19 protein-coding genes and 1 tRNA gene are annotated in these 22,042 nt (G+C 43.3%); 7 read left to right on the top strand and 13 right to left on the bottom strand.

Annotated features, from left to right (window positions below; all coding sequences use genetic code 11):
- Positions 1-39: 39 nt before the first annotated feature.
- The 3 genes from V7O66_RS10700 to V7O66_RS10690 all read right to left on the bottom strand — a co-directional run bounded on the left by V7O66_RS10700 (position 40) and on the right by V7O66_RS10690 (position 3,271).
- Positions 40-113 (bottom strand) — tRNA-Lys (locus V7O66_RS10700).
- Positions 114-186: 73 nt separating this feature from the next.
- Entirely contained in the window at positions 187-2,004 is a 1,818-nt protein-coding gene (locus V7O66_RS10695) for an ATP-binding protein (RefSeq protein WP_406660299.1), read from the bottom strand.
- Entirely contained in the window at positions 1,994-3,271 is a 1,278-nt protein-coding gene (locus tag V7O66_RS10690; protein ID WP_406660298.1) for a DNA double-strand break repair nuclease NurA, read from the bottom strand. Before V7O66_RS10690 ends, V7O66_RS10695 begins: the two co-directional genes overlap by 11 nt.
- Positions 3,272-3,601: 330 nt before the next feature.
- Here V7O66_RS10690 and V7O66_RS10685 point away from each other — a divergent pair, with 330 nt between their 5' ends.
- The 3 genes from V7O66_RS10685 (at position 3,602) to V7O66_RS10675 (ending at position 7,099) form a co-directional block, all read left to right on the top strand.
- Positions 3,602-5,533, top strand: coding sequence for a sodium:solute symporter (locus V7O66_RS10685; protein ID WP_406660297.1), 1,932 nt, complete (start codon positions 3,602-3,604; stop codon positions 5,531-5,533).
- A 129-nt stretch (positions 5,534-5,662) separates the two neighbouring features.
- Positions 5,663-5,959, top strand: coding sequence for a hypothetical protein (locus tag V7O66_RS10680; RefSeq protein WP_406660296.1), 297 nt, complete (start codon positions 5,663-5,665; stop codon positions 5,957-5,959).
- A 105-nt stretch (positions 5,960-6,064) separates the two neighbouring features.
- Positions 6,065-7,099 carry a methionine synthase gene (locus V7O66_RS10675; protein ID WP_406660295.1) on the top strand — a complete coding sequence of 345 codons (1,035 nt, stop codon included), beginning with the start codon at positions 6,065-6,067 and terminating at the stop codon, positions 7,097-7,099.
- Positions 7,100-7,101: 2 nt separating this feature from the next.
- Here V7O66_RS10675 and V7O66_RS10670 read toward each other — a convergent pair whose 3' ends face one another.
- Positions 7,102-8,115 (bottom strand): stage II sporulation protein M, encoded by a 1,014-nt coding sequence (locus tag V7O66_RS10670; RefSeq protein WP_406660294.1) that lies wholly within the window; start codon positions 8,113-8,115, stop codon positions 7,102-7,104.
- Between the two features lie 114 nt (positions 8,116-8,229).
- Here V7O66_RS10670 and V7O66_RS10665 point away from each other — a divergent pair, with 114 nt between their 5' ends.
- Positions 8,230-8,973 carry an RAD55 family ATPase gene (locus V7O66_RS10665; RefSeq protein ID WP_406660293.1) on the top strand — a complete coding sequence of 248 codons (744 nt, stop codon included), beginning with the start codon at positions 8,230-8,232 and terminating at the stop codon, positions 8,971-8,973.
- 11 nt (positions 8,974-8,984) lie between these two features.
- Positions 8,985-9,491: a hypothetical protein gene (locus V7O66_RS10660; protein WP_406660292.1), complete on the top strand. Its 507-nt coding sequence runs from the start codon at positions 8,985-8,987 to the stop codon at positions 9,489-9,491.
- Position 9,492: 1 nt separating this feature from the next.
- Here the strand turns inward: V7O66_RS10660 and V7O66_RS10655 are convergent, their stop codons facing one another.
- The 7 genes from V7O66_RS10655 to V7O66_RS10625 form a co-directional block, all read right to left on the bottom strand.
- On the bottom strand, positions 9,493-10,530 hold the full coding sequence (locus V7O66_RS10655; RefSeq protein WP_406660291.1) for an EF-Tu/IF-2/RF-3 family GTPase: 1,038 nt from the start codon (positions 10,528-10,530) through the stop codon (positions 9,493-9,495).
- A 61-nt stretch (positions 10,531-10,591) separates the two neighbouring features.
- Positions 10,592-11,752, bottom strand: coding sequence for an RNA ligase (locus tag V7O66_RS10650; protein ID WP_406660290.1), 1,161 nt, complete (start codon positions 11,750-11,752; stop codon positions 10,592-10,594).
- 16 nt (positions 11,753-11,768) lie between these two features.
- Positions 11,769-12,545, bottom strand: a complete 777-nt coding sequence (locus V7O66_RS10645) for a CBS domain-containing protein (protein WP_406660289.1) — start codon at positions 12,543-12,545, stop codon at positions 11,769-11,771.
- A 52-nt stretch (positions 12,546-12,597) separates the two neighbouring features.
- A complete protein-coding gene (locus V7O66_RS10640) occupies positions 12,598-13,437 on the bottom strand; it encodes a CBS domain-containing protein (protein WP_406660288.1) in 840 nt (279 codons plus the stop codon).
- A 39-nt stretch (positions 13,438-13,476) separates the two neighbouring features.
- Positions 13,477-14,376, bottom strand: a complete 900-nt coding sequence (locus V7O66_RS10635; protein WP_406660287.1) for a CBS domain-containing protein — start codon at positions 14,374-14,376, stop codon at positions 13,477-13,479.
- A 327-nt stretch (positions 14,377-14,703) separates the two neighbouring features.
- Entirely contained in the window at positions 14,704-15,312 is a 609-nt protein-coding gene (locus V7O66_RS10630; protein ID WP_406660286.1) for a cyclic nucleotide-binding/CBS domain-containing protein, read from the bottom strand.
- Between the two features lie 217 nt (positions 15,313-15,529).
- Positions 15,530-16,654, bottom strand: coding sequence for an OB-fold nucleic acid binding domain-containing protein (locus V7O66_RS10625; protein ID WP_406660285.1), 1,125 nt, complete (start codon positions 16,652-16,654; stop codon positions 15,530-15,532).
- A 132-nt stretch (positions 16,655-16,786) separates the two neighbouring features.
- Between V7O66_RS10625 and V7O66_RS10620 the strand changes: the two genes are divergently transcribed.
- On the top strand, positions 16,787-17,416 hold the full coding sequence (locus V7O66_RS10620) for an RNA 2'-phosphotransferase (protein WP_406660284.1): 630 nt from the start codon (positions 16,787-16,789) through the stop codon (positions 17,414-17,416).
- A gap of 11 nt (positions 17,417-17,427) precedes the next feature.
- Here V7O66_RS10620 and rtcA read toward each other — a convergent pair whose 3' ends face one another.
- The gene (gene rtcA / locus V7O66_RS10615) at positions 17,428-18,423 is read right to left on the bottom strand and encodes an RNA 3'-terminal phosphate cyclase (RefSeq protein WP_406660283.1); all 996 of its coding nucleotides are present in this window, start codon (positions 18,421-18,423) and stop codon (positions 17,428-17,430) included.
- A complete protein-coding gene (locus V7O66_RS10610) occupies positions 18,420-19,793 on the bottom strand; it encodes an NAD(P)/FAD-dependent oxidoreductase (RefSeq protein ID WP_406660282.1) in 1,374 nt (457 codons plus the stop codon). Before V7O66_RS10610 ends, rtcA begins: the two co-directional genes overlap by 4 nt.
- A 684-nt stretch (positions 19,794-20,477) precedes the next feature.
- Here V7O66_RS10610 and dnaG point away from each other — a divergent pair.
- Positions 20,478-21,896: a DNA primase DnaG gene (gene dnaG, locus V7O66_RS10605; RefSeq protein ID WP_406660281.1), complete on the top strand. Its 1,419-nt coding sequence runs from the start codon at positions 20,478-20,480 to the stop codon at positions 21,894-21,896.
- Positions 21,897-22,042: the final 146 nt, after the last annotated feature.

Raw genomic sequence — 22,042 nt, 5'->3', positions numbered from 1 at the left:
ATAGTAGTTAAGATGCTTAGAAAAAAGGATTGTAAGATGCGAGCCGGAAGGGAGTTGAACCCTTGGCCTACGGATTAAGAGTCCGTCGCTCTGCCTGGCTAAGCTACCGGCCCGCGCTGATTGAGCGAGCCTTCCTACGACCTAGGCTCATATATACGTTTCGGTGAAAAGCTGTCTGAGGTGGTCTCAGACATGCTTAACCACACACTTTGAGAGTCCAATAATCTCCACCATATCACTGTTATCGGGACTCTGGATTATCATCTGCCCCTTTTTCAGGTATGGAATGCGCTTCTCGAACTCTTTTTTCACCTTCATGGTGCTTATTGCCGCATCATTGCTTAGATTGAGTATGATGCGCGTGTTGATCTGCTTGAATACGGTGTCATCAATGTCCTGGGGGTCCTGGGTTATCAAAAAGAGCCCAAGACCTTCCTTTCTTCCCTGACGTGCGGCATCGGCGAACTTGGAGATGAGCCTCCTTGAGTGTTCTCCACCTGCCTTTGCAAGGTAGCGGTGTGCTTCGTCAAGTCCCAGTATGATGGGTGTACCCTTCACCGCTGCCTCTCCTGAGGTACTCAGTTTATTATCAACTATCATACTCATCAAAGTGAGAGTGATCAGGTCCCGGATTCTTGAATTGGTGATATACTCCGTGGGGAATACGCTGACCTGTCCTGGCTTGAATATCTGCCCCAGTATCTCGGTGATGGGCTTTGCTGCCTGGTCAAACACTCTTGCAAGGGCACGGTTCTTCACTCTGCGCGTGATTCCGTCGTATGAGGATTCGTGTATCTTGCCACTTTCCACATAATGTTCCCTTGTGAAATCATCCCCAATGAAGTCCACAAAACCGTGGTATGTATGCGGTGCACTTTTCTTGAAGTAGTCATCCAGCAGCAGGTCAACACCCACGTATTGCAGCTCTGTCATGCCCACAGGGGCTATAAGCCATGAATTCTCGCGTACCATCTCAAAGGGTATTGTGAACTCTATCTGCTGCGCCCTTGACCTCCCTGTGTAGGCTTCACCATCTATCTTCGCCACAAAGGTCCTGGTATTCTCACAGGCTCCGAAGTTCACCTTCTCAGCCCTGAAAGTAAGATCATCATTGGGTGTTATCTCGGGGTTGTCCTCGAATAACTGAGAATACTCGTCCTGCGGGTCCATTATCACAAGGCATGGGTTCCTCCTTTCTTCTGAACCGCGCAGCTTGTACCTGTTATCCTCGCTCATGAACTGGCGTACTATGTTCTTGGTAAGGAATGTCTTTCCAGTACCCGTACTTCCACAGACCAGCATATGCCTGAATATCAGGGGGTCGCCCATGGAATAATCGTTCCTCAGGTAATATGGGACAGTGGGAGGCTCCGCAAGGGTCTTGACAAGCTCTCCTCCAACACTAAGGTGGCCTAAAAATATACCTTCCTCAGGTATATTGAGACCAGTCTGTATCTTTATCTTCTCGGTAACAGGCAGTATGGGTGTGTTGGGACGTGGGATCCTGTCCCCCATTCTTCTTGTGAGTACAGTGCCCTTTGATGTTTCCTGTTCGGTGAGTATGCATATGGGATCAAGGTATGCCAGGAACTTGTAGTCCACCTCATCTGTGGTATTGGAGTGCAGCATCCTGCGGGAATGGATCTCTGTGGCATCGTCCACTGCGTATTCCTGCAGGTACTGGAGTTTCCATATCCTGGCAAAGAGGTCCTCATCCCCGTAGGGTACTATTACATAGGTCCCAAGTCTCACTTTCTGGCGGTGGGGTGTTGTTATGTATCCGGTTATCCTTGCTCCGGATTCAGTAATTTCAAGGGGATCTATACCCGTGGTGACGATTCCCAATGCACCATCATTATCTATATTCGAAGATCTGATATTCTCTGGCTCAAAATCCTCGAACTGCTCCATGTAGTCAATTTCCAATGAACTTTCAGCATACACTTCGGTTACCTTGATATCGTTTTCCTTGTTCGCAAAGGAAAGTATGTCCTCATCTCTCATCCGTTTCGCCCCATCTGATATCGTTATAAGATGTATCTATTCTGGAATTCCTGAACCTGTTGATTATCTGTTTTCTTTCCGATAGCTGTATCTTTGCCACAGAATCTGCCTTTGAAAGGGTCTTTGGTATCCCGTTCAATGCAATGTCATAGAGTACCTTTCTCGTTAACTGCCATCTCATTTCGTCATTTTTGACAAGGCCATAGGGTGCCTCTACCTTGAAGATTGCATTCATCTTCGGGACATAGACCATGAAGAATGTCAGTGAGTAATCTTCTGCGGGAAATTGGTGCTTAATCCCTTCAAAAAGTGGGTATGTAGTGTTGAGCATCTTCTCATAGAACTGGTTTGGCTGCATGAACCAGTTGGTATAAGTGATATATTTGTTAGCATCCCTTCTTTTGACCCCTGCCTTCTCCAGGAACAGTGCGTTCTTGAAGAACTGGGCATCCAGCATCCAGGGCAGATCGATATCAATTTCCTGTTTTTTCAGGGTTTGCATGACCTGCATATCCTCGGGATTCTTGACAAATCCCACCAAAGCCTTCTGCTTTTTGAGATGGTGGTCCATTATGTCAATATAGTTCTGTAATATCTTCTTACAATGGGGGTCATCGCGAATCTTCACATCATCTGACTCCACAACCATCCAGTACATCAGACGCTTTGGATATATGGGGCCGTCCATAATGAAAAAGCCATCATCTTCCATACGCTCAAGCATCTGGAGTATGTGCTCTGATTCGCAGAGGTAAAGGGCAATATCATGCACCATGTCATTTGCTTTCTTTTTGAGAAGTCCCGCCTGGATATTTATTATCTTCTTGCGTGAAGTTCCTGAATCAAAAGATTCCCATTTGTCACCTGTGCTAACAGATATTTTCTTGCTGTCAATATAGGTAGCTGCAACTATGGTTCTCATGCTATGGATGTCCAGGTCAGTTGGAGTGGATGCCATGGCACAGTGGCAGAAATCAACGTAAAGCCCGTTATCGAAGGTCTTTGCAGTGGTGCTTCCACTGTCACAGGAATAACTCGTATCGAATGGGTCATCGGCTTGTATCATTTTCTCGATACTTACCCTGCCCCTCTTTACCGGTCCTATGGACCTGAGCACTGTTTTCCCGTTGTAATTGAGTTCCTTGAGCATGTCCAGTATGCTTGAAACATTATCCGTGCCATCGTCAAGATCATCTCCTTTTAGGCATGTGTCGATACGCTCCACCATATCATGTATCTCTTTGATGTGAACCGGTTCAAGGGTCATGGGGTAGAATAGTATCTGAATGATATTATCATTTTGGATAATTGTATTCAAGTTGCCATGACAAAGCATTCAGATCATTTCAGATCATAATACTACATCTCACAAATCAATTCAATTTTGTTTGTGATATTTCTGCAAAGCTGTAATAAAAACGAGTAAATAACCTTTTAATTAGCATTTGATATTCAAAATCAACTGGATTTGTCCTCTACTAAACTTTATTTTCTGAAAATCCTTATATATGAAACAAATATAGAACTATATCAATTATATAAAGGCTTTCATTTTTTCATGTTCAGAAGCCATACTATTGTAAAAGAGGTTATTATTATGCAAAATTATCAAATGTTCCTGTCATTGATGGCGGTCTACTTGCTGGGACTGATCGGCATCGGACTTTATTTCACAAAACGTCAGAAGTCAGTGACTGACTTTTGGCTTGCAGGCCGTAAGATCAAGGCACTGGGTATCGGAATGTCGGCAGCATCTTCATGGATGACTGCAGGTGGTATACTTGCGGTCATTGGTTTTTACATGATACTTGGAATGGGTTCCATCTGGGGCTTCGTTGCACCGAACATCCTTTCCCTGTTGATCATTGCCTTGCTTGTGGGCAAGATCAAACACCTGCCTGCGATCACGCAGCCGGAACTGCTTGAACAGAGGTACAGCAGTGCTCTGCGTGGACCAGTTGCCATTATCATTGCAATTGTAATGGTGCTTTTTGCCGTTGCTGATATCATAGGTTTTTCACTGGTACTTGAGATATTCTTTGGTCTGTCACCTATCTACGCAGTAGCCATAGTAGCTCTGGCGATCTCACTTTATGTTACACTGGGAGGTTTCTCGGCAGTTATATGGACCGACATGATACAGTTCATACTACTTGCAACCTTCTCACTTGTAATGGCTGTATTAGTCCTGAACGCTGCCACAGCAGGTTCAGCAGATGTAGCTTCTATTAGTGCATCAGACCTTTTCGGAAATGTCTCATCAGAATGGTGGAATCCATTCATCATAGGAATTCCTGCAGTGATGATCTTTGTCTTTGCAATTATTCCTGGCTGGATAACTGAACAGGACCCTTGGCAGAGGGTCTGGGCTGCAAGGGATGCACGATCTGCACGTAATGGAATGATCCTTGGTTCTTTCCTCATATTCCTCGTGTTCGGTGTGGCATGTAGTGTAATTGCAATAGGATTGAACCACCTCTATCCTGCGATACCTGCCTTGTATCAGGAGATTGGTATGGGGGCAATGGCTCAGGCTGAACCTGCTTTGCTTGTTTTCATCGAACAGATGCTTTCTCCTGTCACACTGGCTCTGGCTGGTGTAGGGCTTGCTGCAGCTGCCATGTCCTCTGCTGATACCTTTGCAACATCAGGTGGTTCATGTCTTTCCCGTGACATCTACCAGAGATACATAAAACCTGATGCAACCATGAAGGAAATGATGGCTATCAACAGGATCAGTGTGCTTGTCATAGTGTTAGCAGCTTCCATTTTCTCATTCTACATACAGGGTATCATCGAGGCGATCCACATTGCGACATTCATTGCCAGTGCATCCTACTTCTTCCCGCTCATGGGAGGTCTTTTCTGGAAGCGTGCAACAAAGGAAGGTGCTCTTGCAGGACTCATTGTCGGTGCTGTTACACAGATCGGCCTGACGATAATCGATATAATCAAAACACCACCATTTGCGCCTACATATCTCTCTGGTATCCATCCGGCACTTGACCATCATGGTGTCATTGCAGGAATGTTCCTTAGCGGACTTGCCTTCTTCGCTGTATCTTTCATGACAAAGCCATCAAGCACTGTCAATCTCGCACCTTTCTTTGCATCTGAGGCAGAGAAACTTGAGAAGGAAGAGATCAAGGTGGATGAATCCGATAAGAATTATCAGAAATTGCTCAAGGTAGTTGAAAAGGAAACGACAGGTGATCGTGCCATCATTAAACTGAATCTTGAGGCATCTGCAACACTTAACTGGAACAAGTTTGTGGCTGAACTTAGATCAGTGCATCCATCCTGGATAACTCCAAGTGGTCTTGATTCGGTTTACTGGCTGACAAAAGCAGATATGCTTGCATGTGTATCACTTACCCGTGGGCATAATGAAAAGGAGATCTGGTTCAGCTCTGAACCAATGGCAGAAGATATGGATGATAGCATAAAGGAATTATTCGTTGCTTTTAAGCAGGTTGCAGAGGCAATGGAGAATATTGGTATCCTGCTTTCCCTGCCATCTGATCAGTAATTTCATATTTGTTACTTTGGATCACTCCGAAGTAACCATTTCTTTTTTTACGTTCAAATATCAATAATTTGTAATTATTCGCAGAAAAACTTTTAAACAAGTCGCTCTTATCCTTAAATGGTGGTAGTGATGGAATTTAATAGCCCTATTTTCGATATTAAAGTAACCGGGAAGAACAAGGAAAGATTACAGGCACTGAAAAATGATTTCGATGCGCTTTCCAATGAAGAGAAATTCGATGTCCTGGAATTCCAGAATATAATGATGACATCATTGTCAAAATACAATGAGCTTTCAGGGATCAAGAAAGAGAACGAAATGGATGTAAATGAAGTAATATCCCGCATGTCTTCAAGATCCCTTGACCATTCTCAAATGAGTATGGCATATTTAAGGTCACAGGTAGTAGGTAAAAGGGAGAAATAACCTTCCTTCCTAAAATGGTAAAGAAGTAGAGCCTTTTAGTGAAGCATCTTAGATACAAAACTGAGATACAAAATTTATAAGTTAAATCAAATCCTATGAATATCCATGACTGAAATTATTTTTGATGATATTGGTAGTTTTCCTCTGCCTGAGGGCGTTTCAAAGGAATGGGTTGCAGGCAAGTTTGCCGAAGGGAAAAATGATGATAAGCTGTCCACGATCATAAACGATGCATTCAATTATAAAGTGGAAGCAGGTGTGGAAGTACCCACATATCCCCAATATCAGGACATGAATGAACAGTTTCTGTCAATTATCCGCGATTCCGAGAACTGTGAGGAACCTTTCAAGGTAAAGGTGGACGCTGCACGCATAATGGAACTCGAATCTATCGAATCGGTTGCAAAAGCGTATCTGGAAGAGAACGGAAAGAAACTGGATGTCCGTATATGTGTCACAGGTCCTCTGGAGCTTTACCTCAAGGAATTTGGCGGAACCGAGTATGTTGATATCCTTAACCTCTTCGGGGAAAGTATTGATCGTTTTGTCAAGAACTCAATTTCCAATGCCAAGAGCTTTAACATAAAGACAGTTTCCATTGACGAGCCAAGCATAGGCATCAACCCACAGGTCATGTTCGATGATAATGAACTTATCACTGCAATGGACGGGGCGTGTCAGTCAGCAAGCAAGAATGGCTGTGATGTGGAGATACACCTGCATTCTCCCCTGCACTATACTCTGGCATGCCAGGCCAAGAACATCAGCGTTATAGGTGTGGAGTCCGCAGCAACACCATCCTATCTTGAACTAATAGACAAAAAGGTTCTCGAAGACTCAGATTCCTTCCTGCGTGTGGGAGTTGCAAGAACTGACATCTTCAATCTGGTGGCTGTCCTTAATGAAAAGTATAATACCAATGTCTGGAAGGAGACCCAGCATTTCCCTGAGATCATTAATGAAATGGAAACTCCTGCGGTCATAGCAAAGAGACTGGCACATGCACACTCCATCTTTGGTGAGCGCATAAAATATGCAGGTCCCGATTGTGGGCTTGGTTCCTGGCCATCCCAGGAGATAGCATCGCAGTTGCTAAGAAATGTGGCAGCCGGTATATCGGATTTCAAGAAGAGCCTGTAATCTCAGGCCAATCCTTTTTCAACAAGGCTATCTAGTATAGCCATTACGCTTTCCACTATTCTCAGGGTCAAATGCATCTCAATATATGCTGCAATCAATAGCATTAGAATCATCAATGCAATCATCTTCCATACATATATTGAGGATATGTACTCTTTTGTGATCCCGAGGATATGTGCTACATCCTGCTTTGCGCTCTCAATGCTGTCCCCGAGGAAGAGTTTTTCATTTTTTACTTCATGGGTCTGTATGAAAGCAAATCTGTACCCAAGTGCTGCAGCCAGGAGTATTGTCGGGATCTCGATGATACCATGGGGTATTATAGAGATGAAGAAATAGCTTATATTATAGAGTGATCCTGCAGCAATGCCTTTCATTCCAAAAAGCTGGAAACCTGTTATTGCTCCGTTGAAGGTGAAGAATGCCAGCAGTATCCCCATTAAAAAACCGTTTGCAAGGAGGACCATCACGGGTACTGTGTAGGGCAACATGTAGGAGAATTTATGGTAGTCTGCTTTTTCATAGCCACAGTACTGCCATATGGAATCAGTATCTTTTCCTTCTTCTACATTTATAGCTGCAAAATCCCTGTCTGCAAAAGCTACTGATCTTTGGAGTAGTCTGTTTACGGGCATCAATGTCTTTTCAATGAGAATAGAGAGATACGCATATGTCCGGTACCTTGATCTTAGTTTAATCTCCTCTATCATCATGGGGTGAATGAAAGTGAACAGTGCGGTGACTATGACCGCACTGAATACAGCGATGGAATTGAAGATGAAAACAGACCACATTGGACTGATGTATTCTGCGGTAATTTCTACCTTGGCAACTGCAGCAGAAGCCGTTGATACAATGGCTTCGTCTACGTGTGCAGGTTGTGAGGCCAGTAACATGACAGAGTACATCAGCATGCTAAAAACAAACGCTGTAAAGATTGCAAGACCAAAGTTTCTCGCAGACCAGAAGATATCTTTTCTTTTGATCCGAAATTGCTGATGTTTTTTTTCTATCATTTGTATGTATTAATTTAATGGATATTTTATAAAATATAATCGATACATTGAAGTACTGTAAGCAATATATATATGCAAGAGAAGTATATTAGTTTATTTATAAGAGGCAGAATTATGAGAATACCAACAGGAATAGAGGGCTTTGATGAATTGGTTCAGGGTGGCTTCCTCGCGGATAGGGTCTATGTCCTCAGTGGTCCTCCGGGAAGTGGAAAGACTACATTTGGTGTGCAGTTTCTGGCAGAAGGCGCTTCCAGGGGGGAAGTGGGACTTTATGTGACATTACTCGAATGTCCCCAGAACATAATCAATGATATGTCCAACTACGCAATGAATGTAACTCCACTTATCAAATCGCAGAAGCTTCTTTTTGCTGATCTGGGACCCCGAATGGAGTATGGGTACATGGGCGAGCTGAGTGAGTTTGTGACACCTGAATACAATATTGGAAGAAGTTCTGTTGAGTCAGAGGCTCCTTCTCCGGCTATGGTCTTCAAGGAAGTCGCAGCATACGTTTCTGAATATAATGTGAAGCGTCTTGTACTTGATTCAGTTTCTGCTATCAGATTCACTTCAAGTGATTTCTCCTTACAGGAAAAGGAAATGACCCGTTTCATACGTAACCTGAAAAATCTAGGTTGTACAACGGTCCTTCTTTCTGAGATGACTGACCCAACTGCATACTCTACTGAACAGTTTGCTGCACATGGTGTCATCTTCATGCACAATTTCCTTTATGATAAGACCATGACCCGTGCAGTGCAGGTCATCAAGATGCGCGGTACAAGACATGACTGTAACATGCGTTCAGTTACATTCACGGATGCAGGTCTGAAAGTAGAAGGATTTATAGAGTAACGGTTGTCCTCATGGTCGCATTATTCAAGAAAGACGAGAAAATCAAAAGTATCTCTGCAGAAGAGAAGCAGAAGCTTTCCGAAGAGTCCAGGAATCTTGGCTATGAGGTTGGATACCATCGACATTCAGAGATTGGATGGGTTCAGGAACATATCTCAAGGCTGGATGAATTTGCTGCTCAGTATGGTTTGAAGGATTTTGTCCGTGAGCAATACAATCTTGGGAAAGAGGAAGGCTCGAGAAGCAAAGATAGGGATACAAAGAGTGGTCTTTCCAAGGGTGCTGAAGAAAAGGATGATGGCAAGCGAGTGGACATTTCCATAGAGAGCTTAACTGCGAAGATGCCTGCTTCAAATGTAGAGTCAGGCTACAAGAGCAGTTCATATACATCTAGTAATTGTTCAGCTCCCATAGAGCAGCCAAGTCTTGTGTCACTGCCGGAAAACGTAGAACTTCCAAGGGCAGTTGGGAGACCCGCTCTTCTTGGGGGCTCCACGCATCTGCTTCCTAAAAAATAGTTCACTGGCTGTATCCAAAGGCAATGAATCTCTGTTTTTCATCAAGGTTTGTGAGAACAAACCTATCATTTTTACTGTAGGATATTTCCTTTGAACCGGATAACTGTACAATGTATGTTTTTCCAGGTTCTGCTTTTTCTACGTTCTCACCGTTAAGACTTATGCTTTCGATCCTCATGGGTGAGGACTGCAGTCCTACATAAATATGTAGCATGTCCGAGATAGCAAATGGTTTTGCCAACTGGGAGAGTGTCGATTCAAGGACAAGGTCAGTTGCAACGATCTCTTCTTTGGAAAGCACAAATCCTCTGTCTACATCCTTGGACTGTATGTTCTTAAGTGCAAGTCCCACTCTTGATCCGGTAGGGGCTGATTTCACATCCACATCATGCATCTGTATGGAGCGGATCTCCAGTGGTTTTTTGGTAGGATATGCCAGCATCTTATCCTTTGCGTTGAGAATTCCCTGAGAAACAACTCCAAGCACCACACATCCTATTCCGGTAACATTGAATGACTGATCGATAAGCACACGTGTGGGCATATCGTCCATTTCTCTCTGTTCAGTATCCACATCCTTGCCCATGTTAGATATCATTTCCTTCAGCTCTTCCATTCCCTCGAACGAGGTTGTGGAGATAGGGAGATATTCCCAGTTCTCAAGCACTGTTCCGATTGTTATCTTCTGGAGCTTTTCCTTCATTTCTTCAAGAGCGAAAGGATAGGATGTATCGGCTTTTGTGAGAGCTACGATCCCGTGCTTGTACCCTAGCAGATCCAGTGCGATTATGCATTCTGCTGAAAGAGGGTCAAGTCCCTCTGGTGGTATACAAAGGATAGCTATATCTGACAGGTTAAGGGCTGTGACAAGTGATTTTACAGACACAGGGTATCCTGTGGCATCAATGGTAGTGAGTATGCTGTCGTTCTTAGCATAATCGTACATCGTGATATCACTCACATTGCCTTTCTTGCCCAGCTTTCCGGCAAGTGTGGTCTTCCCACTTTTTTCACTTCCAATGATGGTTATTTTAGTCATATGAGCACCTTTGATTATGGTTTAACGAATAAATCTTTTAAGATATATGTCTTCTGTCGTTTCAGGACCATAATTGCCCCTGGACAATTCCCAGCGTCTTGTCACTTGTACTATCGTTGATCTTTTTTATATCCACCAGGTATTCGTCACCAATCTTACGTACAGGACTGAAAACAACATCCAGTCCCAGTCTTTGGAGATAAGACTTAAAGGCATCAATGGTCTTTTCATCCTTCACCCTTATGCGGGAATCATCGGCTATGCGCTCACCATCCTGCACCTGCCTGACAGATCTACCCATGGGACGGAGTATGCTCTCTCCAAGACGGAGACATCGAGCCATGAATTCTTCCTCAGTTTCATTCCATTCCACAGACTGGAATCCCTCTCTTATTACCCTTGAGAAGATGTAGTCCCTGCCTGCCTCATTGTAGAATCTGAATGCATGTCGCAGATCTGCGCAGTTACTTTCGGAACATGTGTATTTCACTGGTTGCAATACCATATTCGGATCTTTTATGATCACGCCTTCATGCCCCTTTTTACCCAGTTCCTTTATGATCGCGGTGATATTTGATGCAGCCTTTGCGATGCTAAATTCTCCGAAAAATTCAGCCTGCCTGAATCCGTATTCTCTGACAAGTGCTCTTCTTTCATGAAGTGGAAAAGGTCTTCCATCCTTTTTTTCTCTTATATCAAAAACAAAAAAGTCCAGTGAATCTATATCGTATACATCCTTTTGTACGTAAGGATTGTCAGGACCCACCATTTCTCCGTAGACGACAAGATCGGGATGTTCATCAAAAAAACGGTGTTCAAGGAGATTCTGTATGCGTTCGGTTGAATATGGACAAACATGCCCGCTTCTTGTCAAAGCGATCAGTTTTCCTTTGTAGTCCACAACCCTGACATTGTAACCGTTCATCTTCTCTTCAACTGCAACATTCTCAATATCGGAGAAATTGGCTTTAATTGCCGGTGCGAGTAACATTGCCCTTTTGATCTTTGGAAATCCTCTTATGAGTTCAAAAGAGCCATCATTCTCAAAAAGAACACTTCCTGCTTCTATATCTGAAACATGACTGTTAAAACGGAATATATCTCCGTATTCATCCCAGTTTTGCTGTATTATTCTCTTCTTAAGCAATTCTGAAAATCTGGAGGGCGACAGTTTCAAAAAATCTGCCGCCTGCTCAATATCTAAATTTATCTCATTATTCATGGTCCTGCTCTCTTATTCATTGTGCAAGCCCATTGACAATGTTTCTCCTTGTAACAATTCCTACCATCTCTTCCTCAAGATTGAGAACCGGAATAGCTCCGATGTCCTCTTCGACCATCATCTTTGCAACATCACTGGCAGGCGTATTGGTATATACGGTCTTAACGCCCATCTTCATAATGTCCGCAACGATGAGATTCTTGATGCGGGAATCCTGCTTGCTGCCTTCGACCACATCCCTGAATGCACGCATGGCTTTTGCAATATCCTTTTCAGTTATCATTCCCACAAGCTTGTCATCTTCTATGACGGGTACCCTTCCAATATTGTTGTCAAGCATAAGACGTCTGACATGAATTACGCGGTCACCTGGACTTGCAATTATGGGATCTTTTTGCATGATCTCAGCAACGAATCCTTCAATATTGTTGTTTTTAAGGAGTTCATTGGGTGTGACCCAACCAAGTACCTTGTCGTTATCAAAGACTACCACAACTCCGCCATTCTTGTTCATGAGCGTAATGGCATCATTGGTCTTTGTGTCTGGTAGTACCTTTACAAAGTTCTCGGATACAGCAGTTGCAACATGCAGGGAGGATGCTGGCATGTTTCCCTTTTTACGGGTACCAAGCTCCTTTGTTATGTTCCTCATGGTGAGAACTCCAAGCAGCTTGTTATCGTGCTTTACAAGAAGGCGTCTCGTTCCTTTCTTTTCCATCACATCAAGTGCATGAGAGAGTGTGTCTGACTTGTCAATGCTTACCGGCTCTGCCATTATTTCTTTAACTTCCATTGTTTTCTCTCCATGTTTTCATTATATGAATTATTATTTTAAATTACGATATTTATTCAACTGCTTTGATGATGTCTCTCCTACTGATCATGCCTACTATCTCATCCCCATTGATGACAGGCAAACCTATCGTATGCTCAGCAAGCATTGTCTTTGCAGCCTCAACAACAAGGTCAACAGTATCAATGCCTGGGGGGAGTTCGGACATGATATCTTCGGCTACCAGTGGAACTTCCTTCACGTATCTGTAATTCTTTTCTCCTGCAGGACTTGACCTGCGGGCCATCTTTATGCTTTTTGAAGGCAGCTTTCCTTCGTTGTCAGCCATTATGTTCAGGGCTACATTACTTGTCGTGATAATTCCGACACCCTCATTGGAATCATCTGTTACTATCACCCTGTTAGTTTTATTCAGTTCCATTTCATGGATAACATGGTTGATGGTGTGATGCCTGTGCACGAATACAATGTCTTCTGTCATCATCTCTGAGATCTTTGTGTCAATATCGAGTTTTGACACATATTTCATGATATCTGTTCCCGTTATTATCCCAACAACAGCGTTATTAACGACAGGAAGTGCGTTGATATCATTTTCCAGCATGAGATTGCCTGCCTGTGCAATTGAAGCTTCTGGATAGATAGTTATTGGAGCATCGTTCATCACCATGTTTACAGGGATCTTGTCGATAGGTCTCCTGCGCCACATGGGCTCAGCCTGTGCAAGTCTTTTGCTAAGGTCGGTCTTTGTAACTATGCCTACCATATCTTTATTCTCTACAACCACAAGAGTACTTATCTTGTGTTTAAGCATCAACTTTCTCGCATGTGCTACGTTCTCTTCCGGTGCTATCGTGTAGACCGGTGAACTCATTATATCTCCAACATTCATGCTGTTCCTCCATTTTTGAAGTGTTCTTATCCATTCTATTCATTCGGATATCGCACGCAGGATATCTCTCTCGGTAATTATTCCGCAAAGAACCCCGTCATCGATGACAGGGAGCGAACTTACATCATTATTTCTCATTATCTTTGCAGCTTCCCCAAGGTCCGTATCTGAAGAAGCCCAAACCAGGTCCTTTTTTATCAGAGAGCTTACCGGTACGTTGAAAGCCTCGTGGAAATTCCCTGTAACAATGTTTTCAAAGGCATGTCCTTCGGCAAGATATTCAACCATGTCTGATGCTGTTACCAGCCCAAGGAGTATGTTATCCTTGATCACAGGAAGACGTCTGATCCTGTTCTCGATCATCATTTTTGCTGCATTTTCAATTGTCGTATCTGAAGGCGCTTTTTTCACCCTTTTGCTCATGTATTGATCCACTGATTTGTTTGCAGGAACTTCCGCTACTACTCTCAGAAAATCCTTCTCAGTGCATATCCCACATACGCACTTCTTCTCATCTACAATAGGCACACCTCCGATATTCTGCTTGATCATAATTTTGATGGCGTCCTCTATACTGGCGTGTCTGTCCAGATAGGTAACATTCTCGTGCATTATGTTGCGTACTTCTGCATTGGCAGCTGCCAGGAAATTTCCCTTGAAATGCTTTTCAACAAGCTGACTATTTTCCCCTCCCAAAAAACTCATTATATCTGTCGACGTGAGGATGGCTTCCAGGCGTTTTGTACCTGCATCAGCAACTATGAGCCTTCTGGAACTGTTTCCTGCCATAGTTTTTATTGAATCTATAATAGTTGTTGTAGGTGGGATGATGACTGGTCTGTCATTTGCCACCGCCATTATATCTCCATTTTTAACGTTTACAGCCTGATGCTTCTCATTGAGTGTACTAGTTTTATTTTGTGCTTTCAAATAGACCACCGACTCTTTATGTCACATATTGGGATGAAACATTTGGTAAAATGTTCCATTGTTCAGTCAACGGCAATCCAGACAGTCAATTGTACTGAAATAAGGTTTACTGGAGTCCGTATTTGAGATAAAATCTCAGAACACAGTTAATGCGCAATGCCCGCCTACTGGATATGTGCTTTTTGTGGATACAAAAAACGCACTTTTTTCTATAAGTCCATTGAAAGTATTTTCAATCACTTTTAAAATCGATACATTCCTTTTTTTTCCACATATCGAGGCAGACATTTATTTCACCAGCTTTAAAGTGTTCTTTCCGTCAACTGACCAGAAAAACTAGTCATAGTATCCTTCTTCTTCTCTGCAATCCTCGCACATCATGCTTCCGTTCAGATAGATAAGACTCTCACGGAGTTTTCCGCAACGCTGACATACACCGCGTTCTATCTCCTTCTCTTCTGTCAGATTGTCTGCATAATGTAACTCGATCAGACTTTCCAGGATCGTATTAAGACCGGGAGCAACTGTCATTATGTCCCTGTCCGTCAAGACCCCGACTATGTAGCTATTTTCCATAACAGGAAGTCTTCTTATCTTGGATCTCACCATAAGCTCTGTAGCTTCTATTACACCCATGGATGGTCTGACTGATATGATAGGGCTTGACATAATGTCGCCGCATGTCATATTCCCGGGCAGCACATTATTTACAACAGCCTTGAAAATGATATCCCGCTCGGTAATGATACCAACACTGTCCCCGTCATCGGTAATTATCATGCTACCCACATTGCGTTTCATCATCTCCCTTGCAACTTCAAGAACGCTAGCTTTAGCATCAATGACAAAGACATTCTTTGACATTATTTCTCTAACCAACATTCCATTTTGAATTTCTTCAACTGAAATACTGGCTTCAAACTCCCTCTCTGCATTAACGACCATAAGATATTCCTCCAAATTATTGGATTTAAGGAATAGGCCACTTAGTCCACAATTAAAATTCTCCACTAATGGTATAAATAGATATTCGTGGCCGTAAATTATTGTTAAAACAGGCTCATTAGGATTATTTTTAAAAAAGTACAAGATGATGTTAAAAGAAATCGTCCAGATTCAGTCAAAAAAGATAAAAGAGAAATGTCTCAGTAATGAGACTCGATCATAGAACTTTTATCTTTGTCCTGTTTCCTGCACTAAGTTCGATCTCATCATTAAAGCCTGACTTTGAGAAAGCATCGATAATCTCTATAGGCGTATCAATATCAAGTTCATCCACAAGCAGTGCATGGTCGCCCCAGAGTGCAATTCTTATTCTGCCATTTTCATCTGAAACATAGATGTTTGAGACCATATTGATCGTTCCGTCATCGCGTGTGAATTCCCGAAGTTCCCCAAGTCCTGAAACAGCACCCTTGATGGAATAGGATTCCCCGGGTATTATATCGGCTATGGATGTGAAGCTCTCAGAAAATTCCACTGCTTCCTCTATCTTTTTGAGTACACTGCGGTTTCCTACCTGTAATTCTACCTGCTGGCTGAAGTTGTTCTCTCTGGCATAGCCGTTGATTATCTCCACGGAGTCATCTATCTGGAGCTTGGTTGTCATTTCGGTAGTTTCATCCCATAAGGTCACTCTGATCTTTCCACTATCATCACCTACGGTTATATTTGCAACCTTTCCGGTGGTACCGTCTTTGCGGTTGAAGGTCTTGACGTCAGATATGTCCAGAACCTTACCCTTGATGTTAATATCGCCCATTCCATCTTTTATTTCACCGATCTTGGTAGAAGCAATTGAAGCCTCGATATCCTCATCTATCTGGGAAAGTACGCCGTTGTTACCAACATTCACTTCTATGCCTGAATATCCTTCTTTGACATACCCGCTTATCTGGAAAACCTGTCCGATCTCGATCTCAGAGTTTTTGATCAGGTCTGCCCTTTCATCCCAAAGTGTGAGGCGAATGGAGCCGGTCTCGTCTGCGACCATAAGATTTGCAACTCTTCCCACGGTGCCGTCATTACGGTTGAATTCCTTTGCAGGGAAAACAGACATAACCTTTGCAATAAACCCGACGTTACCGCTTTCCGGGGTAATATCTGCTATCTTCTGGACGGAGCTTCCTGTATCGCTTACTCCAAGGTCGTGCGCAACCAGCATTGCAGCTGTTCTTGTGTCACACAATCCGCTCATCTGTTCGACCTTCTCATCAACTTTTTTGATGAATTCGTCTTTACTGATAATACCGCCAAGTTTTTCGTAGATCTCAATAATTTCGTCCATAATTTATACCTGGGGAGTTAGATGTACTATCAATCATAAATCATTTGTTCTAGGTCGTAAGACTTCCACAAATGATCGCAAATCTCCCATCTTGATAACCTATATTAATTATGAGATGTATTTCCAAGTATCATGATCCGTAAATGTAAAGAGCATGGATACTTCAGAGGTGAGGTCTGCCCTGAATGTAGTGATGAAGGACGTTATGTGCTGGACGATGATCGTGAAGAAAGGCTTGGACGCTTTGTTTCCGGCGCATTGAGACACTTCCCTGAAGACGTTGGTCTTGAAATGGATGCCCAGGGCTGGGTCGATCTGGATTTTCTCTATGATGCAATGAAGAAACGTTACAGGTGGGGCACAATGGAACGCTTGCTCTCTCTTGTGAAGTCCGATAAGAAAGAGCGCTACGAGATCGATGATTCCTTCATAAGAGCACGCTATGGACATTCAGTGGAAGTGGATCTGATATCTGATTATCCTGAAAATGAGCTGTCTTTCCTATATTACGGAGTGAGCCAGGAAGAAGCTGACATGATCCTTGATAACGGAATAACTCCCGTCAGACAGTGCTATGTTCACCTTAGTACGTCTCTGGAGAAGGCGAAACAAGCAGCTTTGGTTCATACGGATAACCCTGTGATCTTCGAGGTAGATGCACAGGCTGCCCAGCAGGAAGGGGTTGATATCGTTACGGTAAATCGCGATATAGCTCTTGCAAGGGGAATTCCTCCGATCCATATACGCATAACAGATGCATGATCTTAAGATATCTATCGCACAGATATCCTTATCATCTTCTCTATTTTTTCAATATCGAATTTGATATCAAGTAATTGTTCAGTGAGCCAGATGTTCGTCCTTGAATGTCCGCTCAGTTTTCCTGTTGTTAATGAGCCTTCACCTGCAAGTCCCAAAAACGGTATCAACTGGTCGCTAAGGTGTTCATCAACTGCAGCTTTTGATTTCAGGTTGCCAAGCATATCCATGGCTGCTTTTGCTCCAACCTTCTCAGCAGGAAGACCTCTCTTACCCAGGGAAACAGAACCTGCAAGACCTGACCATAATGTGATTCCGCTACCTGTTGATATATAGTCAGTACACTCGGTTTCCACGTCACATTCAAATCCTGCATCCTGCAAGATCTCGGCCGCAGATGATGCCTGCCTCTCTGCCACGTGCTCTGGCAGGTTTGAACAATGCGAGATGCCTGAAACCTTCTCTGACACTTTTTCAAAATCATGTCCCTTAAGTTTCGAAGGCTCGATCTCCATCTTCACCAACCCGTTGCCTACTGGATAATAGCCTCTGCCAACAACTTGTATATTGCTCTTGTATCCCATTTTTGATAACGCTTTTAAGGTTACGTTCTTGAGATAATCCACTGAAGGGGACCATGCAACATCTGTGCCTCCTCTGATACTGAGTTTGACCCTTGTGTCAGAATAGATTGCAGCAGGCATGATACATTGAATTAGAAGTGGGATGCTTCCTGCAGTGCCAATATCAATATTCAGATCAACCCCCCTTATTTCCAGTGGAGAGAAGGAAATCTGTTTAGAGCCCGGATGCAGTCCTTCTACTTCTGCATCACATATCTTTGCTATTGCTTCTATGGATGCAAGATGTTGTGGTTTGATTCCGGGTTTGGGTCGGTTCTTGCGGATATTGCTAATGATGATGTCTTCTCCGAGAATTGCTGCAAGGGACAATGCAGTCCTCAGTACCTGCCCTCCGCCTTCTCCGTATGACCCGTCTATCTCTATCATGCTTTTTCTCTGCGCATCTTCTTGGCAGCCCCTTTTGCAGCAAAGGTCAGCGGATCAACGAGCATTGACATAGGGGGGGTGTAGGCAGTTTCCATGGTCAGGAGCTCATCAACTGTAGTTCTCTTCTTTATTGCCAGTGAAAGTCCGTCTATTCTTTCCTTCACGCCTTCTCCTGCTATGACCTGTGCACCCACAAGGTATCTATCATTGAATATCAGTTTTATGAAAAGCTTGCTACTGCCCGAATAATATTCGGCATGGGTTGTTCCTGTGGCAATACCCGTCACAACTTCCATGCCGCTTTCCTTTGCTTCCTTACTTGTGATCCCCACAGTTCCCACCTGCAGTTCTCCCACAAGTGCTACCCATGGGTTCACAATAGCTTCAAACTCTGTTTCTGTGGAAGTGAGATTGTTGATTATCACGCCTGCCATCCTTCTTGAGCTGCTTGCAAGCTGACTGAGCATGGGTTTGCCGGTGACTAAATTCTGTACCTGGGTGCATTCGCCTCCGCAATAGATATCGCTTACGTAGCTATCTCCCATTTTAGGATGGAGCTTACTGTCTGTTATGATTCCACCTGTGATTCCTATTTCGACACCTGCATCACGGGCAAGTTGATTTTGTGGTTCCACACCGGTTGAAATGACTACAAGGTCTGCAGGTATCTCTTGACCTTCGATGCTAACAGACTCTACTTTTTCCTTGCCGTTAATGGATTGCGGGGCATGTCCTGTAATTATCCCGATCCCAAGGGATTCAAGGTGTTCTTTTATAATATCTGCCATGTCGGGGTCCATTATGTGCGAGAATATCGATTTGCCCCTGTTGACCAGTAATGTGTCCTTTCCTCTTTTCGCAGTTGCAACTGCAAGTTCTACTCCGACACCACCTCCGCCAATTATCAATACATTTGAGGCTCCTTCAAGGGCTTTATCTATTTCAATGGCATCATTGAGTGTTCGCAGGGTGAAAACATTCTCAAGTGCAGTTCCTTCCTTCAGTTTTTCCGGGATGGATGCTTTGCTGCCCGTGGCAATCACTGCCTTGTCAAAATGATACACTTCTCCGTTGGCGTGAACTTCGTGGTCAGTGATGTCTATCCTGTCCACTGTGCAGTCAAGTTTCACATTGATTCCCATGTCCTTGAAGAAATCCGCTTTTCTGAGGATGAGGGAATTGAAATCTTCGATATCCCCGGAGATGACAAAGGGCATTCCGCATTGGCTGTAAGCGGTGTGTGTATCTGAGGAAATAACTGTAATGTCGTAATTGCTATGACGTTTGACGCTTGTGGCAACTGCCATTCCTACTGCACCGGCACCAACGATGATGAGTTTTTCCTTTTTTAAAGATCCTTTCTTTTTCATAATTCTAGAAAGTGCTTTATTTGTATTGATGTTTCTGTTCCCGGAAACATTGGGGCGGCTTCAGGCCACACATTATCAGAAATATATCTATGTTTAGAATGTTTGAATGATTGTCATTGTCTAAAATATATAATGGGCTGTATACCCATAAGTTTATAACAGTTTGAATTCCTCTAATGAACTGTAACCATTATTCATGGTTTATACTTGTGCTCCAAAGCGTTCACAAACATATAATAGCTCCAAAGTGAGCCTCCCATTTAATGCATATATAGTTTAATCACAATTCACAATTCATACATGTTCAATTCAAAAGTATCCGATCAACAAAAACAAACGGGTACATAGGAAGGTCAAGACAAATTATCAGGTATTAACAGGAAAATCGAAACTGCCTTTAACTCTGTCCGACTGTAAGAAAGTCGGTTATCAGACTACTGATAGCACATAGGTCATCTATTTCAGATCGGATAGTAGAACGCGTAGTTTCATCATTAATCATGCAGTTTTCATACTGCAATTTGGAAAGCCCATGGTATATTTCCAATAGGGTATTTCCTAAACCTGATAATATCATTATATCTTGTAAAAGTATATGTATTGCAGCTGATTTTACTATTTTGCATAGGAATTTGGGTATGGCCCTGGGGCAATATCACATATCATAAATCTCGGAGAATTCAAATGCAAAATACAGATACTACTAAGTATATAATTCATTCTAAGATCAATGCCGATGGTATTATAGAACGTCCCGACATAGTCGGTGCGATCTTCGGCCAGACAGAAGGTCTGCTGGGTTCTGACCTTGATCTGCGTGATCTTCAGAAAACAGGGCGTATCGGAAGGATCGAAGTTGTAGTCGCCGCAAAAGCCGGAAAGACTAAGGGAACGATCCTGATACCTTCAAGCCTGGACAGGGTGGAGACATCAATTCTGGCTGCATCACTTGAGACCATTGACAGGGTTGGTCCATGCAGCGCAAAGATAGAGGTTACCCAGATAGAGGATGTCAGAGCAACCAAGAGGCATCAGATAATCGAAAGGGCAAAATTCATACTTACTGGAATGTTCGATGCGAACCTTCCTGAATCCCAGGAGATCGCTGACCAGGTACGCCAGTCCGTCAGGATTGAAGAGATGCAGTACTTCGGAAAGAACAAGATTCCCTGTGGTCCTGCAATACATGATTCCGATGCTATCATTGTCGTAGAGGGCAGAGCTGATGTTTTGAACCTCCTTCGGTATGGTATCAAGAATACGATCTGTGTCGGTGGTACCAATGTGCCTCCTGAGGTTGCAGAGTTCACCAAGAAGAAGGAAACTGTTACTGCATTCACAGACGGTGACCGTGGAGGAGAACTCATTATCAAGGAACTCATCCAGGTGGCAAATATAGATTATATTGCACGTGCACCGGATGGAAAGAGTGTAGAGGACCTCGTACAGAAGGAAATCGTCCGGTCATTGAGGCAGAAGATACCTGTCGAGCAGGCACTCGATAAATATGCCAGCGCTGATTCAAGGGAATCCGAATCCGGAAGCAGGGTTCCAAGACTCCCAAAGAGAAAGGAGAGAAGGTCTTCCGATATTAAAAGAGTAAGTGCTCCCAGTTCCGATGTAAAGAGGGTAAGTGCTACAAGCTCTGAGGTTAAGAGAGTAAGTGCTCCCAGTTCCGATGTTAAGAGAGTAAGTGTTTCAAAGGTACAGAAGAGGGATGTTAAGGAACGTCAGCCTCGTGCACCCCGGGTTGAGACAAAGCCCAAGGAGCCTGTCAAGAAAGCTACATCTGCAAAGCCTAAGAAACCCTCTCCCATGAGAAACAGATTCAAGTCTCATGCAGATGCCCTTATAGGTACTTTCAGTGCTCGTTTCTTTGACAACGGTGACAAAGTAGTGAATGAGATACCTGTCAGGGATCTGGTTAACACTCTGAAGGGCTATGAGAATGAGATCAAAACAGTCGTGTTTGATGGGGTTGTGACCCAGCGGATACTGGATATTGCCGCAGATAAGGGAATAGAAAATCTCATTGGTGCAAAGGTCGGAAGTGTCACCAAAAGGCCCGCGGATGTCAAGGTATTCACGGCTAGTGATTTGTAATTTGAGTCAATGGTGCTCTTAGATGAGCACCAAATTACTATTTTTTACTCTATTTTATTATTTTCTAAGTATTTTGTAAACGCTGTTTATGTAATGATTAATAGTTGACATTATTTAGAAATATTTATATATCACAACACAGGAAA

It is taken from the genome of Methanolobus sp. ZRKC3, from assembly GCF_045291275.1.
Lineage (GTDB): Archaea > Halobacteriota > Methanosarcinia > Methanosarcinales > Methanosarcinaceae > Methanolobus.
The sequence above is the reverse complement of the archived record's forward strand: the minus strand, read 5'-3'. Positions and strand labels throughout refer to the sequence as shown.